Here is a 16073-nt window from a genome sequence, read left to right on the forward strand (position 1 = left end):
CGCGTGCCAGGTGACGCCCTCCTGCGAGCCGCAGGCTCGCTGCGCGCGGCCTACGAGGCCGTCGACTGGGCGTCGACGCCGCTCGGGCCGGTCGAGACCTGGACCACGACGCTGCGCAACGCGGTCGACATCGCGCTGCACACGCGCTTCCCGGTGACCCTGCTGTGGGGCCCGGAGTTCGTGCTGATCTACAACGAGGCCTACGCGCCGATCATCGCCGACAAGCACCCGGCGGCCCTCGGCCGGACCGCCGAGGCGGTGTTCCCCGAGGCCTGGGACACGATCGGACCGCTCATGCGCCATGTGCGCGCCGACCACGGCGCGGTCTGGATGGAGGACCTGGCGCTGCCCCTGCAGCGCAACGGACGCCTCGAGGAGGCCTACTTCACGTTCTCCTACTCTCCCGTGCGCAACGAGGCCGGCGACATCGAGGGCCTCATCGACATCGCGGTCGAGACGACGCGCCAGGTGGTCGACCAGCGCCGCATGCGGCTGCACGGGCGGCTCCGCGAGGCGCTCTCCGACGTGCAGCGCACGGCGGACATCGCCGCCTCGGCGCTCCCCGTCCTGCGCGGCGACCCGGACGACCTGCCGCTCGTCGACCTGCACCTGGCCGGCGGCGCCCGGCACGAGCCGCGGCTGCCCGACGCGCCCGCGCGCCCGCTCGCCGGACGGGGCCTCGTCCTGGAGGAGACAGGCGCGGGCCGCGTCGCGTGGCTGGGCCTCGGGCGCGGCGGCCCCGAGACCGAGCCGCTCCTGGTGGTCGGGCTCAGCGAGCACCTGGCCGCCGACGAGCCCTACCTCGCGTTCCTGCGGTTCATCGCCTCGTCGCTGTCGCAGGCGCTGGACCGCGTGACGGTGCGCGAGGCCGAGCGCGCCGTCGCGGCGGCCGAGCGCAGCATGTCCGAGGCCCTGCAGCGCAGCCTGCTGACCACGCCGCTGGCGCCCGACGACCTCCAGATCGCGGTGCGCTATCTGCCCGCCGCCGCCCAGGCCGAGATCGGGGGCGACTGGTACGACTCCTTCCTCCTGCCCGACGGCCCGCTGACCCTGGTCATCGGCGACGTCTCGGGGCACGACCGCCACGCGGCCGCGGCGATGGCGCAGGTGCGCAACCTGCTGCGGGGCATCGCCTACACGCCGGGCCGCTCGCCCGCCGAGGTCCTCGCGGGCCTGGACCGCGCCATGCACGGCCTCGCGCTGGACCTGGTCGCCACCGCGGTGCTGGCCCAGGTCGAGCAGGACGCCGACCAGGAGCGCCACGGCCGGCACGTCCTGCGCTGGTCCAACGCCGGTCATCCGCCCCCCGTGCTGCTGGACCCCGACGGCCGCGCGCGGCTCCTGGAGTCCACCCCCGACCCCCTGCTGGGAGTGGCGGCCGGCCGGCGCACCGACCACACGGTCGAGCTGACGCCGGGCGCCAGCGTGCTGCTCTACACCGACGGCCTCATCGAGCGCCGCGGCGTCGCGCTCGAAGAGCGGCTGGACTGGCTGGCCCGGGCGCTGGACGGCTGCGAGGCCATGGACGCCGAGCAGCTCTGCGACCACGTCCTCGACCAGCTCGACGACGACGTCGACGACGACGTGGCCCTGCTCGTCGTGCACGCGCCCCGCGAGGACCCGGGTGGGCGGGCCTAGCCGCGCCGGGCCCCGGGCCCGGCGCGACCCGGCCGAGCCTCACGCCCGCTGGGCGTAGCCCGTCAGCCCGCCGAAGTCGACGAGCACGCAGGGCTCGTCGCCCACCGTCCAGGCGTCGTGCCCGGGCGGCATGTTGAACGCGTCGCCGGGGCCGTAGGCGTGCTCCTCGCCGTCGTCCATCCGGACGGTCATGTGACCCGACAGCACGTAGCCGACGTGCGCGACCTGGCAGCTGTCGGTGCCCGCCAGCGGCTTGACGTCGTTGGACCACCTCCAGCCCGGCTCGAACGTCCCGCGCCCGACCGGGCCGCTGTCGAGATGGACGAGGTCGACGCGGCCGTTGGCCTGGAACGCCCGCACCTCGTCGGGCGCGTCGAACGTCTTGCCTTGCAGACTGCTCATCGCAGCTCCTTCGTGCCGCAGGGATGATCGCCGACGCTAGTCCCTGCGGCGACGCCGTGGGGAGAATCTTTCCGCGCCGCGATGCCCCGCCGACGACCAGCCTACTTGATCGAGTCGTACACCTTGAAGAGCGGCATGTACATCGAGATGACGATGAAGCCGACCATGCCACCGACGATCACGATCATCACCGGCTCGAGGATCGACGCCAGCTGCTTGACGGCGGCGTTGACCTGATCCTCGTAGAAGTCGGCGATCTTGGTCAACATGGTGTCCATCGCGCCGGTCTCCTCGCCGACGCCGACCATGTGGCCGACCATGCTCGGAAACACCGGTGCAGCCTTCAGCGGGTCGGCGATCGTGCCGCCCTGGCGGACGCTCTCGATCACATCGGCCATGGCCTTCTCGATGCACCAGTTGCCCGCGGTCTTGCCGGTGATCTCCAGCGCCGCCATCAGTGGCACACCAGCGCTGACCAGCGCAGACAACGTCCGTGACCAGCGCGCGAGCGCGATCTTCTGGACGATGTCGCCGATCTTCATCGGGATCCGCAGCTTGAACGTGTCCCACATCCGCAGGCCACCCGACGTGGCCTTCCACTTGCGGAAGGCGGCGACCAGCCCGAGGCCTCCGGCGATGAGCGCCCACCAGTAGCCGGTCATGAGATTCGACAGCGCGACGGTGAACTTCGTGATGGTCGGCAGGTCGCCGCCGAACTGCTTGAAGACGCCGATGAAGACGGGGACGAGGAACACCACCAAGGCGATGAGGACGCTGAAGGCGAACCCCATGACCACGAGCGGATAGGCCATCGCGGCGCGGACCTGACGCCGCAATGAGTCGGCGGACTCGAGCTGGGACGCGACCCGCTCCAGCGACTGGTCCAGGACCCCCCGGTCTCGCCGGCCCGTGTCATGGCCACGAACAGCCCGTTGAACACCTTCGGGTGGCGTTCGAGGCTGTCAGACAGCGGCAATCCCGCCTCGACGTCCTTGCGCACCGCGACCAGCGTCTCGGCCAGCTTCTTGTTCTCGGTCTGAGCCTCGAGGACGTAGAGCGCCCGCAGGATCGTCATGCCGCTGCTCACCATCGTGGCGAGCTGGCGCGTGAGGACCGTCAGGTCCTGCGACTTGATCCGGTTCAGGAAGCCCAGCTCGAGCTGCTTGGAGCCGTGCTTGCCGGCGATGTCGAGGACGATCAGCCCGCGCTGCTTGAGCTGATCGGCGACGACCTGCTTGCTCTCGGCCTCGACCTCACCCGACGCCCTGGCGCCGGTGAGATCCATCGCCTTGAAGACGTAGGTCGCCATGCTCAGGCCGCCATCTGGAACCCGCCGCCCATGAGGCGCCGCAGCTCCTCGGGCGTCGACGACCGCGCCTCGGCGGCGCGCTGGCTGATCTTGCCCGACCGCACCAGCCCGGCGAGCGCGGTGTCGAGCGTCTGCATGCCGACCCCCGCGCCGGTCTGCATGGCTGAGGGGATCTGATGGGTCTTGCCCTCCCGGATCAGGTTCCGGACGGCCGGCGTGGGCACGAGCGTCTCGCAGGCGACGACCCTGGCCGATCCGTCGGCGGTCGGGATGAGGGTCTGGGTCATGACGCCCTGCAGCGCGACCGACAGCTGGACACGGACCTGGGACTGCTGATGGCTCGGGAAGACGTCGATGATGCGGTCGATCGTCTGCGGAGCGCTCTGGGTGTGCAGCGTCGCGAGGACGAGGTGGCCGGTCTCAGCCGCCGTCAGCGCGGTGCCGATGGTCTCCAGGTCGCGCATCTCGCCGACGAGGATGACGTCGGGGTCCTGGCGAAGCGCCGCCTTCAGGGCTGCGGCGAAGCTCGTCGCGTCTGAGCCGAGCTCGCGTTGGTTGACCATGCACTTCTTGTGGCTGTGCAGGAACTCGATCGGGTCCTCGATGGTGAGGATGTGCTCCTCGCGCGACTCGTTGATCTCGTTGATCATCGAGGCCAGCGACGTCGACTTGCCCGATCCCGTCGGACCGGTCACGAGGATCAGGCCGCGGGGCTTGGTGCAGAAGTCGTGGACGACGGGCGGCAGCCCGAGATCGTCGATCGGCACGATCTGCGAGGGGATCAGACGCAGGGCTGCGCCGATCGCCGAGCGCTGCATGTAGGCGTTGACACGGAAGCGGGCCATCCCGGGCACCGCGTAGGCGAAGTCCAGCTGCCAGTCGGTCTCGAGCCGCTGGCGCTGGTCGTTCGTGAGGATCCCGTACACGAGCTCGCGCGTATCGGTGGGATCCATGACCGGGTAGTCGTCCAGCGACGTCAGGCGTCCCCGGACTCTGACCTTGGGTCGCGAACCGGCCGTGATGTGCAGGTCGGAGGCCCGACGATCGAGCACATCCATGAGGAGCTTGGCGAAGTCGAAGCGCACGCTCCGATGGTCGGCCCGCCGTGGCCCTTTCTTGAGCGGTCACCGCCGCACTGGACGGGCCGCGGGTCAGTAGCGGCTTCCGACCGCGGCGGGCAGCGCGTCGAGCTCGGCCAGATCGTCGGTCCCGAGCATGACCTCGGTGGCGCCGACGTTCTCCTCGAGGTACGCGATGCGCTTCGTGCCGGGGATCGGGATGACGTGGTCGCCCTGGGCCAGCGTCCAGGCCAGCGCGACCTGCCCGGTCGTGGCCTCATGGCGCGCCGCGACGCGCTGCACGCCCTCCACGATCGCGAGGTTGGCGGCAATCGCGTCGTCGTCGAACCGCGGCCGGGTGCGGCGCGAGTCGTCGACCTCGAGCTCGTCGCGGGAGCGCAGCCGACCGGTGAGGAAGCCCCGGCCCAGCGGCGAGAACGGCACGAACGCGATCCCGTGCTCGGCGCAGAACGGCACGATCTCGGCCAGCGGGTCACGCGTCCACAGCGACAGCTCGCTCTGCACCGCGGTGATCGGGTGCACGGCGTGGGCGCGGCGCAGCTCGTCGAGGCTGACCTCCGAGACGCCGATGGCCCGGACCTTGCCCGACCCCACGCCCTCGGCCAGCGCGCCGACGCTCTCCTCGATCGGTACCTGGGGGTCGGGCCGGTGCAGGTAGTGCAGGTCGATGTGGTCGACGCCCAGGCGCTGCAGCGACCCGTCGAGGCAGGCGCGGATGTGATCGGGCCGGCCGTTGCGGCCGATCCGGTTGCCCGCGCCGTCCTGCACGACCAGCCCGCACTTCGTGGCCAGCGTGACCTCGTCGCGGCGCCCGGCGATCGCCCGGCCGATGAGCTCCTCGTTGGTGAACGGGCCGTAGAGGTCGGCGGTGTCGATGAGCGTGCAGCCGAGGTCGATGGCGCGGTGCACGACGGCGACGCCGTCGACGCCCTCGCGCCCGCCGTAGGCCCACGTCAGGCCCATGGCGCCGTAGCCGATGACCCCCACCTCGGGGCCGGTGCTGCCGAGCTTGCGGGTGTGCATGGGTGCACCTTAGGACGCGGAATGCTCGCGGCGTCCGGTCAGGCGCCCGGCCGCGGGTCTCCCCCGCCGCGCGAACCCCCGCGAGGAACCCCGGCCTCCCGGTCCGGCATCACCCCGTACCCGTGACGCGCGCCACTTCGGCGATCGACGTTCGGCCCTGCTTGACCTTCTCGAGGCCATCGTCGCGCAGCCGGCACATGCCGTCGCGCATCGCGATCTCCGCGATGCGGTCGGCCGGCGCGCGCTCGATCGCCAGCCGGCGGATCTCGTCGGTGATCGTCATGACCTCGTAGAGGCCGATACGCCCCTTGTAGCCCGATCCGCCGCAGCGCCCGCAGCCCTTGGGGTCGTAGGCCTCGATGTCGACGTGCGAGCGGAAGCCGTGGTCCAGCAACACGGCCGAGGAGATGATCGTGCGCTCCTTGCAGTGCGAGCACAGCGTGCGGCACAGGCGCTGGGCGATGACGCAGTCCACGGCCGAGGCCACCAGGAACGGCTCGATGCCCATCTCGACCAGGCGGGTGATCGACGTCGGCGCGTCGTTGGTGTGCAGCGTGGAGAGCACGAGATGGCCGGTGAGCGCGGCCTCGATCGCGATCTTCGCCGTCTCGGCGTCGCGGATCTCGCCGACCATGATCACATCGGGGTCGGCGCGCATCATGGCGCGAAGGCCGTTGGCGAACGTCAGGCCGGCCTTCTTGTTGACCTGGACCTGGGTGATGCCCTCGAGCTGGTACTCAACCGGATCCTCGATCGTGATGATGTTCTTCTCGGGGGTGTTCAGCTCCCCGACCGCCGCGTACAGCGACGTCGACTTGCCGGAGCCCGTTGGGCCCGTGACGAGCACCGCGCCGTAGGCCTGGTGGAAGGCCTTCTTGAACCGCGCGGCATCGTCCTCGCCCATCCCGAGCTTGGCGAAGTCGAAGACGACGTTGGACTTGTCCAGGATGCGGATGACGATGTTCTCGCCGTGCACCGACGGCAGCGTCACCACGCGCAGGTCGATGTGGCGCCCGTCGAGGCTGAGCCCGACGCGGCCGTCCTGGGGCAGGCGACGCTCGGCGATGTCGAGGTCGCTCATGATCTTCAGCCGCGACACGACGCCGCTGACCATGCGCCGCGGCACGGTCATCGATTCGATGAGCACGCCGTCGATGCGGAAGCGCACGCGCATCGAGCCGTCCTCGGGCTCGAAGTGGATGTCCGACGAGCCCTGCTCGGCTGCCTGGGCGATGATCTGGTTGACAAGCCTGATGACCGGCGCGTCGTCGGCCGACTCACGCAGGTCGACGATCTCGCCGGGGCCGTCGTCGGCATCGATGTCCAGCTCGGCCGTCGCGGCGACGTGGTCCAGGCGGCTCTGGCGCGAGATGAGGACCGCGATGTCCTCGCGGGAGGCCACGGCGACGCGAACCTCGTAGCCCGTCATCAGCGCGATGTCGTCGACGGCCAGGACGTTGGCCGGGTCGGCCATCGCGATGAGCAGTCCGCGCTCGCCGATGAACTGCACCGGCACCGCCTCGTAGCGCTTGGCCGCCGCCGGTGCGATGAGGTTGGCCGCCGACATGTCGACGTGGAAGACGTTGAGGTCGAGGTGATCGAGCCCGTGGCGCTCGGCGACCGCGCGCGACAGCGCCTCCTGGGTCAGCGCGCCTTGATCGAGCAGGACGTGCTCGGGGGTGGCACCCCGGGCGCGGGCGGCCTCGACGGCCTGCTCGACGCGCGGGCGGTCCACGAAGCCCAGGTCGACGATGACGTCGGTGAGGAACCGCGCGCTGCCGCCGCCGGTGCGACGGGGCGGCGACACGCCGTTCCAGTCGGCTGGACGTTCGTTGGACGCGATGGTGCTCAGCGGGAGGGCCGCGGCGGCCGGAACCGGCTCAGGGGCCGGCGTGCCGTCGATCGGCGGCACGGCTGTCAGGTGCGGTTGCGGTTCCGGTGTCATGTTCGTCGGGGCTCGCTCCACGCACGCTCTCCCGCATCACGGCGATGGGTGCCCTGCGGCCCGTCCAGGCCTCGAGGCTGAGCGCTCCCTGGCGGACGAGGACCTCCAGGCCGTCGACCACCGTGCATCCCCGGCGCCGCGCTTCCGCGACGAGCCCGGTGCCGCCGGCCCGGTAGACCAGGTCCGCCACGGTTGCGTACTCGCTCAGGGCATCGGCACCGACCGGCAGCGCCTTGAACTCCCCGCCGCTCAGCCCGACACTCGTGCAGTTGACGAGCAGGTCGGCCGCGATCGGCGTCTCGACGACATCCACGCCGAGGTCGGCCGCCAGCCGCCGGGCCCGTTCCGGCGTGCGGTTGAGCACGGCCACCCGGGCCGCGCCGGCCTCGCGCAGCGCCCAGGCCACGCCGCGCGCGCTGCCGCCCGCCCCGAGCACCAGCGCGACCTTCCCCGCCGGATGGGCGCCCTGGTCGGCCAGGGCCGCCAGCAGGCCCGGCGCGTCGGTGTTGGCGGCGTGGATCGTGCCCCCGGCGAACGTCAGGGTGTTCGCCGCGCCGATCGCCCGCGCCGCATCGGTGGCCTCGTCGGCCAGGGCCAGCGCCGCCTCCTTGTGCGGGATCGTGACGTTGGCGCCGACGAAGCCCGAGCCCGGCAGGGCGCGCACCGTCTCGGCGAAGATCTCCGGGGGCACGGGCAGGCGCTGGTAGTGCCAGTCGCGAAGGCCCAGCTCGGCCAGCGCCGCGTTGTGCATGGCGGGCGAGCGGCTGTGGGACACCGGCCAGCCGAGGACGCCGAGGCGCTTCATCGCGTCAGCAGTGCGACGGGTCCTTGCCGCCGAGCTGCGCCCGCTTGGCGTTGTAGGCGGCGACGTCCTTCTGGAACTGCGCGTCGGTGGAGGAGAACGCGTGCGCGCCGTTGCCACAGGGCTTGACGACGTAGAACAGGTAGGGCACCGACGCGGGCCGCAGCGCCGCCTGGATCGAGGCCAGGCCGGGGCTGCCGATCGGCGTCGGCGGCAGGCCGGTGCGCCTGCGCGTGTTGAACACCGAGTCCGACTGCAGCTCGGACTGGCGCAGCGGGCGCGACCAGTTCTTCAGGGCGTAGCGCAGCGTGGCGTCGATGCCGAGCGGGTCGCCGCGCTTGAGGCGGTTGTAGATGACGGCGGCGATCAGGCGCCGGTCCTTGGGCACCTGCGCCTCGCGCTCGATCATCGAGGCGATGATGAGCACGTCGTAGGCCGAGAGGTTCTTGCGCCGAGCCGCTCGCAGGTCGAGCTTGTCGAACGTGCGCCGGAACGTCGCGAGCTGCTGGGCGACCAGGTCGGAGGCCGTGGCGCCGCGCCTGAGCTCGTAGGTCGCCGGGAACAGGAAGCCCTCCAGCGTGCGGGTGCCCTTCGGCACGCCATAGCCCTTGAAGCCCGTGACGGTCCGCGGGTCGCGCGTGGCGGCCTTGAGGTAGCTGCCGCCCAGCCCCGCGCTGCGGATGAGGGGCGCCTCCTCCCCGATCGAGCGTCCCTCGGGGATCGTGAGCTTCGTGAGCGGCGCCTGTTTCGGGTTGCGCGTCAGCACGTCCAGCGCCGCGGCGTAGCTCATGTCGCGCCGCAGCGTGAACGTGCCGGCCTTCAGGTCGCCGCGGCGGCCCGAGATGCGGGCACGCAGACCGAAGTAGAATGCCGAGTCGATGACGCCGCGCTGCTCGAGCAGGTCGGCCACCTGCGTGGCCGTCGAGCCCTGGGGCACGGTCACCCGCACCGGGCGGGCCGCGTCGCCGGCGCCCGCGAAGGGCTGGAAGACGCGGTAGGCGAACCAGCCCACGGCGACGAGCAGCACGAGGACCAGGATGCCCGCGAAGCGGCGCCCCGTGCGCCGGCGGTTGGGCAGGCCGCGGCGCTTGAACGGCACGGGCGCCGGGGCGGTGTGCCGCGGGCCGGCGACCTGCGGCAGGTCGCGCACCGACGGCGCACCGGCGCGCCGCAGCGGCGCCGGGGCCTCGCCGTCGGCGCCGGCCGGCGGCACGGTCACGCGGTCATGCACCTCGGTCCTGGGGTCGCGGGGCTCGTGGTGGGACTCGCGGGCGACGGGCTCGAAGGCCAGCGGCGCGGGATCGGCCTCCCACGCCGGCGGGGCCGGCGCGGGCGCGACGGGCTCGGGCGCGACGGGCTCGGGCGGCGCGACGGGCCCGGCCGGCGCGACGGGCTCGGCCGGCGTTGGCGCCGGGACGTCGGCGGCGCGGCCCTCGCGCTCGGCGCGGCGGCGCTCGCGCTCCAGGCGGGCGGCCTCGCGCTCGGCGGCGCTGCGCTCGCCGGGGGTCTGCGCGGGCTCGTCGCGGCCGGCGCCGAACAGCGGGGTCATGCGGGCTCTCCGGCGTGCAGGGCAAGCCAGTCCTCGAGCAGGACAGCCGCCGCGCGCGAGTCCTCGCTCGTGCGGGAGCGCGCGGCACGGCCCGAGCGGGCCGCGATGGCGGTGGTGAAGCGCTCGTCGTAGAGCTCGACGGGAACCGGGCGCACGCGCTCGGCGAGCTTGCCCGCCCACTCCCGCGTCTCGCGCGTCTGATCGGTGTCGTCGCCCGACAGCCCGAGCGGCAGGCCGACCACGACGCGCTGCACCTCGCGCTCGCGCACGAGGTCGGCGACGCGGGCCAGACCCCTGCGGGTCCCGGGCCGCTCGATGTGCGCGATGGGCGTGGCGAGCGTCCCCGTGGGGTCGCTCAGCGCGCAGCCGCACCGGGCCGAGCCATAGTCGAGCGCCAGCACGCGCACGAGGCTAGGGGATCCGCAGGCCGGAAGGCCGCCCGGGGCGCCTCACGCGAGCGCATCCTCGATGGCCTGCCGGGCCGCGGCGAGCGCCTCGGGGAGCCTGTCGGGGTCGCGGCCGCCGGCCTGGGCCATCGTGTCGCGGCCGCCGCCGCCCCCGCCGACCACCTTCGCGGCGACCTTGACGAGCTCGCCGGCCTTCAGGCCGCGCCCGACCAGCGAGGGCGCCACGGAGGCGATGAGGCTGACCTTGCCGCCGGTGACCGCGCCGAGCACGATCGCCGCCTCGCCGAGCGCGTTCTTGAGGTGGTCGGCCGCGTCGAGCAGCGCCTTGGGGTCGGCGACCTCCACGGCGCTGGTCAGGACGGACACCCCGCCAAGGTCCTCGGCGCGGGAGGCCAGCGCCGCGATGTCCACCGCGCCGTTGGCCGTCGCGCCCTTGGCGGCCTGCTTGAGCTCGCGCTGCAGGTCGGCGACCTTGGCGGGCACCTGCTCGGGCGAGGTCCGCAGGGCGTGGGCGGCCTCGCGGACCAGCGCGTCGTGGGAGCGCAGCAGCGTGACGGCCTCGGGGCCGGTGACGGCCTCGATGCGCCGCACGTTGGACGCGCTGGAGCCCTCGCTGACGACCCGGAAGACACCGATCTCGGCCGTCGCGCGCACGTGCGTGCCGCCGCACAGCTCGCGGGAGTAGTCGCCGTCGCCGATCTGGACCATGCGTACGACGTCGCCGTACTTCTCGCCGAACAGTGCCATGGCCCCGAGCTCCTGGGCCTCCTTGAGCGTCGTGGTCACGGGCCGCACCGGGTCGTTGCCCAGGATCCAGGCGTTGACGCGGTCCTCGACCTGGGCGAGCTCGTCCGGGGACAGCCGTTGGCCGTGGGTGAAGTCGAAGCGCAGCTTGTCGGGCCCGACGTAGGAGCCCGCCTGGCGCACGTGGGTGCCCAGCGCCTCGCGCAGCGCGGCGTGCAGCAGGTGCGTCGCGGTGTGGTTGGCCTCCGTCGCGTGGCGCACGGCGCGGTCGACGCGGGCGACGACGCGCTCGCCCGCCTTGAGGCTCCCCTCCCGGACCTCGACCACGATGGCCTGGTCGTCCCCCGAGCGCAGCACCTCGTCGACGGTCACGCGGCAGTCGCCGTCCTCGCACTCGATGACGCCGGTGTCGGAGACCTGGCCGCCGCCCTGGGCGTAGAACGGCGAGCTGGCGAGCTTGACGAACGTGCGCCCGCTCTGCTCCAGGACGCCGGCGACCGTCGTGCGCTCCTCCAGGTGCTCGTAGCCCGTGAAGGCCGTGGCCTGCTCCGAGAGGCGCCGGACGACCTCCTGCCGCGCCCCCACGCGCTCCTGGGCGCCCGCGCCCGCCGAGGAGCGCAGCCGCTGGTCCTCCATGAGCGCGTCGAAGCCGGCGAGGTCGACCGGCACGCCGCGCTCGCCCGCGATCTCCCGGGTGAGGTCGATCGGGAAGCCGTAGGTGTCGTGCAGGCGGAACGCGTCCTCACCGCTGACCTCGCCGCCGGCCAGCAGGTCGTCGAGCATCGACAGGCCCGTCTCCAGCGTGCGGCCGAAGCCCTGTTCCTCGGCCGTGACCCAGCGCAGGATCGTCTCGCGCTCGCGTACGAGCTCGGGATAGGCCGCGCCCATCGTCTCCGTCACGACGTCGACGTACTGCGGCAGGAACGCGCCCTCGAAGCCGAGCCGGTGACCCTGGGCGATCGCCCGGCGCATGAGGCGCCGCAGGACGTAGCCGCGATCCTCGTTGGAGGGCACGACGCCGTCGGCGATGAGGAACGTCATGCCGCGCGTGTGGTCGGAGAGGATCCGCAGCGCGCGCTCGTCGACATCGGTCCCGCCCCGCACCCCCACGCCGGCCAGCGAGCGGCCGAGGTCCATGAGCGGCACGAACTGGTCGGTCTCGAAGATCGAGTCCACGCCCTGCTGGATCAAGGCCATGCGGTTGAGGCCCAGGCCCGTGTCGATGTTCTGCGCGGGCAGGGGCGTGAGCGTGTTGACCGGGTCCTGGTTGTATTGCATGAACACCAGGTTCCAGTACTCCAGGAAGCGCTCGTTGTCGCCGCCGGGCAGGTCGTCCTCCGTTCCCCAGTCCAGCCCGCGGTCCAGGTAGAGCTCCGAGCACGGCCCGCACGGCCCGGTCGTGCCCGCCTGCCAGAAGTTCTCCGACCGCGGGCACAGGACGATGCGCGAGCGCGGGACGCCGATCTGCTCCCAGGCCTCGATGGCCTCCTCGTCGGGGCCGAGCCCGAGCTCGTCATCGCCCTCGAAGACCGTGACCCAGATGTCGGCCGGGTCGAACCCGAAGCCCTCGAGCGAGAGCTGCCAGGCGAACTCGGCCGCGCCCTGCTTGAAGTAGTCGCCCAGCGAGAAGTTGCCGAGCATCTCGAAGAACGTCAGGTGGCGCGTCGTCGTGCCGACGACGTCGATGTCCGGGGTGCGGAAGCACTTCTGGCAGGAGGCCAGCCGGTGGTGCGGCGGCGTCTCCAGGCCCTGGAAGTAGGGCTTGAGCGGATGCATGCCCGCGGTCGTGAGCAGGACCGACGGATCGTAGGACGCGGGCACCAGGGAGGCGCTGGCCAGCCGCTTGTGATCGTTCTTGGCGAAGAACGACAGGAAGGTCTCGCGGATCTCGTCGGAGGTCACCCCGTGATCGTCGCAGATCCGACGATCACGTCCCCCGCGAGGAACACCGCGGTCTGGCCCGGCGCGGGCGCCGCGAACGGCGCGTCGAGCACCACGGCGCCGTCCTGGAGGCGGCAGGGCACGGGGGCGGCCCGGTAGCGCAGCTTGACCGCGTCGACGGATGCCGCGTCGCGGTGCAGGCGCACCCCGCGCAGGGCCACACGCCGCACGCCCAGGTCCTCGCGCGGCCCGACGGTCACCGTGTTGGATCGCGCGTCGGTGCGCACGACGTACAGCGGCTCGGGCGCGTGCACGCCGAGACCGCGCCGCTGGCCGACGGTGAAGTTGAAGTGCCCGCGGTGGCGGCCCAGCACGCGGCCCGTGCGATCCACGACGTCGCCCGGGCGCTCGTGCAGGCCGCCGTGGCGGGCCAGGAACCGCTCGCGCCCGGTGCCGGCCAGGAAGCAGAGGTCCTGGGAGTCGGGCTTGGCCGCCACGGGCAGCTCTTGCTCGCGTGCGAGCGCGCGGACCTCGGGCTTGGTGAGCTCCCCGAGCGGGAAGCGCAGGCGCGCCAGCGTCGCGCGGGAGAGCGCGGCGAGCATGTAGGTCTGGTCCTTGGCCGGGTCGGCGGCGGTGCGCAGCAGGCCGTCGGGCGCGCGCCGTGCGTAATGCCCGGTGGCCAGGGTCGCGGCACCGAGGCGGTCGGCGAGGTCCACCATCGCGTCCAGCCGCACGTGGCCGTTGCAGCCGACGCAGGGGTTCGGGGTCAGGCCCTGCGCGTGCCCGGCCAGCCAGGGCTCCACGACGCCGGCCCGGAACGCGTCGCGCAGGTCGAGCGTCAGGTGCGGAAGGCCGAGGCGATGGGCGACGGCGCGGGCGGCCCGCACCGCGCTGGCCGAGCAGCAGGAGCTCTCCGCGTCGTTCTCCGGATCGCGCCACAGCTCCAGCGTGACCGCGACGACCTCGGCGCCGCCCGCGCCCGCCAGCACCGCGGCGACCGCGCTGTCGACGCCTCCCGACATCGCCACGAGCGTGCGCCCCGCCGCGGGGGCGAGCTGCGCGTCGGCGGCGGCCGCGGCGCCCAGCGCCCGGTGCAGCGCGTCGGCGGCCAGGTCGGCGGCGTGCAGCTTGCCGGGGCTGAGGCCGCCCAGCGCGGCCGAGACGGCGCCGGCGCCCACGCGCGCGGCGTCCAGCAGCGACGCGCCGCGGACCAGCTCCACGACGGCGCTGCCCGCCGCCAGCGCGGCACCGCAGCCCGACGCGTCGAAGCCGGCGTCGATGACGGTGGCCCCCCGCACGGCGACGACGACCTTGACGAGGTCGCCGCAGACCGCGCCCCCGGCCGCGCCCGCGTGAGCGCCCGCCGGCGCATGGCCGCGGCCGGCCGGATGCTGGAGATGCTCCTCGAAGCGCTCGTCGGGCACGGACCGCGAGTGTACGAGTCGTCGTCCAGGGTTTCGGACGGCGCTCAACTTCGTTGGGGTGGCGGCCGACAACGCGGGTGTGGACCAGGTCAGTCGCCCCATGCAGATCGCCCTCGTGGCCGTCGTGCTGCTCGCCGGCATGTGGTTCGCGGTGCTGCGGCCCAAGCCCGCGTCCGGCCCGTCGGCCGCCGCCGCGCCCGCCGCGCAGCCCACCGCCCCCGGCGTGGCCGGCCTGACCCGCGCGGTCGACCAGGCCAAGGGCGCCGCCGCCACCTCGGATGCGACCAACGGCCGCATCCAGGCCGCCACCGGCGGCTCGGCCAGCGTCACCACCCCGTCGACGTCCTCGGCGACCGGGGCCAAGGGCGCCGCGACCGCCAAGCCCAAGGCCTCCGTCACCAAGGCCACGGCCGCCAAGCCGGCGACCTCCTCGGCCGCGAGCGCGAAGGCCAAGGCCAAGGCCACCACGACGAAGGCCACGACGAAGGCCGCCACCCCGGTCGACCCGTCGACCGCCCTGCTGGCCTACCTGGCCAAGGGCAAGATCGTCGTCCTGCTCTTCCACTCCGACGGCGCCGACGACCTCGCGGCCCGCAAGGCCGTCCACCAGCTCGCCCTGCGCGACAAGGGCGTCGTCTCCGCCTACGCCCCGATCGCCAAGGTCGCCGACTACGAGGCGATCACGAGCGGCGTCCAGGTCTCCACGGCGCCGACGATCCTCGTCATCGGCAAGGACCACAAGGCGACCGTGCTCACCGGCTACGTCGACGCCGCCGTGGTCGCCCAGGCCGTCGGCGACGCGCGCCGCGCCGACGGCGCCCGCAAGAAGTAGCCCCGTCCGGCCCCGCGCCTAGGTGTTCTGCCTCAGGTCGTTCCGAACGCGGGTGATGGGCGGCCGGTTGCCGAGCGAGCTGTGGTTCCGCTCGTTGTTGTAGTGGTGCAGCCAGTGTGGCAGCGCTGCGGCTCTGGCGTCGCTTGAGCGGTAGCGCTGTCCCAGGCCCCATTCGCGTTTGAGGGTCTGCTGGTAGCGCTCGACCTTGCCGTTGTGGCGCGGCGTGCGGGGCGCGATCGTGCGATGCCGGATGCCGTGGCTGTCAAACAGGGCGGCCAGCGCCTTGTTGTGGGTGTAGGTCCAGGCGTTGTCGGTCTGCCAGCGCTCGATGATGATGCCGTGCGCAGCGAAGAACGCGATCGCCCGCTCGGTGAAGCCGATGACGGTGGCGGCCTTCTCGTCGCGGTGCAGCTCGGTGTAGGCCAGGCGGCTGTGGTCGTCGATCGCGCTGTGGGCGAACTCGTAGCCGACACGCTGGCGCTTCTCGGCGCCCGTGCGGTGACGGTTGCCGGTGACGGCATGGCCGGGTGAGGAGAACCGCGCGAAACGCTTGACGTCGTTTTGGATCAACGCCCCAGGGCACGGCCACTCAAAGCGCTGCACCGCCTCTCGGGGCGCCGGCGGCTGGCGCGACATGCCGCGCCGCTTCAGACAGCGCGAGACCGTCGCGTGCGCGATGCCGAGCTCGGAGGCGATCAGGCGCGGCCCCCAGCCCGTCCGCGTCCGCGCCTGGCAGACACGGTCGTGCAGCTCGTCGCTGGACCGCGTCGGCTGGCGATGCGGCGTCGAGGGTCGATCCTGCGCCCACGCGCCCGACGCTCGCTCGGCGTCTGAGGCGTTGCGGTACCGGTCGATCCAGTACTGCACCGTCGACACGCTCACCCGCCGACGGGCCGCTGCCTGGCGTCGAGGAAGTCCCTCGCCAAGACACCAATCAACCAGCTCGACACGCTGCCAGCTGGGCAGCCACCTACGCTTGCACTGCATCCGGGCTGATGACCTCCGAGGCCGTTGGATCCTTGAGAAGACCCACAGCCT

13 protein-coding genes and 1 pseudogene are annotated in these 16073 nt (G+C 72.8%); 2 read left to right on the forward strand and 12 right to left on the reverse strand.

Annotated features, from left to right (window positions below; all coding sequences use genetic code 11):
• The first annotated feature begins 3 nt into the window (after nucleotides 1-3).
• Nucleotides 4-1638, forward strand: a complete 1635-nt coding sequence (locus FSW04_RS18650; protein ID WP_146921752.1) for a PP2C family protein-serine/threonine phosphatase — start codon at nucleotides 4-6, stop codon at nucleotides 1636-1638.
• 39 nt (nucleotides 1639-1677) lie between these two features.
• On the opposite strand, the gene FSW04_RS18655 is transcribed toward FSW04_RS18650, so the two are convergent.
• From FSW04_RS18655 to mnmA, 11 genes and pseudogenes are all read right to left on the reverse strand, one after another.
• Nucleotides 1678-2040 carry a cupin domain-containing protein gene (locus FSW04_RS18655; RefSeq protein ID WP_146921753.1) on the reverse strand — a complete coding sequence of 121 codons (363 nt, stop codon included), beginning with the start codon at nucleotides 2038-2040 and terminating at the stop codon, nucleotides 1678-1680.
• A gap of 101 nt (nucleotides 2041-2141) precedes the next feature.
• Nucleotides 2142-2852: a type II secretion system F family protein gene (locus FSW04_RS27940; RefSeq protein WP_146921754.1), complete on the reverse strand. Its 711-nt coding sequence runs from the start codon at nucleotides 2850-2852 to the stop codon at nucleotides 2142-2144.
• A pseudogene (locus tag FSW04_RS27395) lies at nucleotides 2841-3349 on the reverse strand (type II secretion system F family protein); the annotation flags it as partial. The gene FSW04_RS27940 and the pseudogene FSW04_RS27395, both read right to left, overlap by 12 nt.
• Nucleotides 3350-3351: 2 nt before the next feature.
• Complete coding sequence (locus FSW04_RS18670) at nucleotides 3352-4434, reverse strand: type IV pilus twitching motility protein PilT (protein WP_267128250.1); 1083 nt, start codon at nucleotides 4432-4434, stop codon at nucleotides 3352-3354.
• A gap of 66 nt (nucleotides 4435-4500) precedes the next feature.
• The gene (locus tag FSW04_RS18675) at nucleotides 4501-5451 is read right to left on the reverse strand and encodes an aldo/keto reductase (protein WP_146921756.1); all 951 of its coding nucleotides are present in this window, start codon (nucleotides 5449-5451) and stop codon (nucleotides 4501-4503) included.
• Between the two features lie 109 nt (nucleotides 5452-5560).
• Complete coding sequence (locus FSW04_RS18680) at nucleotides 5561-7258, reverse strand: GspE/PulE family protein (protein ID WP_228430572.1); 1698 nt, start codon at nucleotides 7256-7258, stop codon at nucleotides 5561-5563.
• A gap of 73 nt (nucleotides 7259-7331) precedes the next feature.
• Entirely contained in the window at nucleotides 7332-8201 is an 870-nt protein-coding gene (gene aroE / locus FSW04_RS18685) for a shikimate dehydrogenase (protein WP_146921758.1), read from the reverse strand.
• A 4-nt stretch (nucleotides 8202-8205) separates the two neighbouring features.
• Nucleotides 8206-9747, reverse strand: coding sequence for an endolytic transglycosylase MltG (mltG, locus tag FSW04_RS18690; protein ID WP_146921759.1), 1542 nt, complete (start codon nucleotides 9745-9747; stop codon nucleotides 8206-8208).
• Nucleotides 9744-10148 carry a Holliday junction resolvase RuvX gene (gene ruvX / locus FSW04_RS18695; RefSeq protein WP_267128251.1) on the reverse strand — a complete coding sequence of 135 codons (405 nt, stop codon included), beginning with the start codon at nucleotides 10146-10148 and terminating at the stop codon, nucleotides 9744-9746. The genes mltG and ruvX overlap by 4 nt, the downstream gene beginning before the upstream one ends.
• Before the next feature lie 48 nt (nucleotides 10149-10196).
• Complete coding sequence (gene alaS, locus FSW04_RS18700) at nucleotides 10197-12800, reverse strand: alanine--tRNA ligase (RefSeq protein WP_146921761.1); 2604 nt, start codon at nucleotides 12798-12800, stop codon at nucleotides 10197-10199.
• On the reverse strand, nucleotides 12797-14203 hold the full coding sequence (gene mnmA, locus FSW04_RS18705) for a tRNA 2-thiouridine(34) synthase MnmA (RefSeq protein ID WP_228430573.1): 1407 nt from the start codon (nucleotides 14201-14203) through the stop codon (nucleotides 12797-12799). The genes alaS and mnmA overlap by 4 nt, the downstream gene beginning before the upstream one ends.
• Nucleotides 14204-14303: 100 nt before the next feature.
• On the opposite strand from mnmA, the gene FSW04_RS18710 reads away from it, so the two are divergent.
• The gene (locus tag FSW04_RS18710; protein WP_146921763.1) at nucleotides 14304-15035 is read left to right on the forward strand and encodes a hypothetical protein; all 732 of its coding nucleotides are present in this window, start codon (nucleotides 14304-14306) and stop codon (nucleotides 15033-15035) included.
• An 18-nt stretch (nucleotides 15036-15053) separates the two neighbouring features.
• On the opposite strand, the gene FSW04_RS18715 is transcribed toward FSW04_RS18710, so the two are convergent.
• Complete coding sequence (locus FSW04_RS18715) at nucleotides 15054-16022, reverse strand: IS481 family transposase (RefSeq protein ID WP_146915331.1); 969 nt, start codon at nucleotides 16020-16022, stop codon at nucleotides 15054-15056.
• Between the last annotated feature and the right edge of the window lie 51 nt (nucleotides 16023-16073).

The organism is Baekduia soli, from assembly GCF_007970665.1.
Classification (GTDB): domain Bacteria; phylum Actinomycetota; class Thermoleophilia; order Solirubrobacterales; family Solirubrobacteraceae; genus Baekduia; species Baekduia soli.

Coding starts and splice junctions, on each gene's coding strand:
- FSW04_RS18655 (WP_146921753.1), bottom strand. CDS start 2,040: ATGAGCAGTCTGCAAGGCAAGACGTTCGACGCGCCCGACGAGGTGCGG.
- FSW04_RS27940 (WP_146921754.1), bottom strand. CDS start 2,852: ATGGCCTATCCGCTCGTGGTCATGGGGTTCGCCTTCAGCGTCCTCATC.
- FSW04_RS18675 (WP_146921756.1), bottom strand. CDS start 5,451: ATGCACACCCGCAAGCTCGGCAGCACCGGCCCCGAGGTGGGGGTCATC.
- aroE (WP_146921758.1), bottom strand. CDS start 8,201: ATGAAGCGCCTCGGCGTCCTCGGCTGGCCGGTGTCCCACAGCCGCTCG.
- mltG (WP_146921759.1), bottom strand. CDS start 9,747: ATGACCCCGCTGTTCGGCGCCGGCCGCGACGAGCCCGCGCAGACCCCC.
- FSW04_RS18710 (WP_146921763.1), top strand. CDS start 14,304: ATGCAGATCGCCCTCGTGGCCGTCGTGCTGCTCGCCGGCATGTGGTTC.
- FSW04_RS18715 (WP_146915331.1), bottom strand. CDS start 16,022: ATGCAGTGCAAGCGTAGGTGGCTGCCCAGCTGGCAGCGTGTCGAGCTG.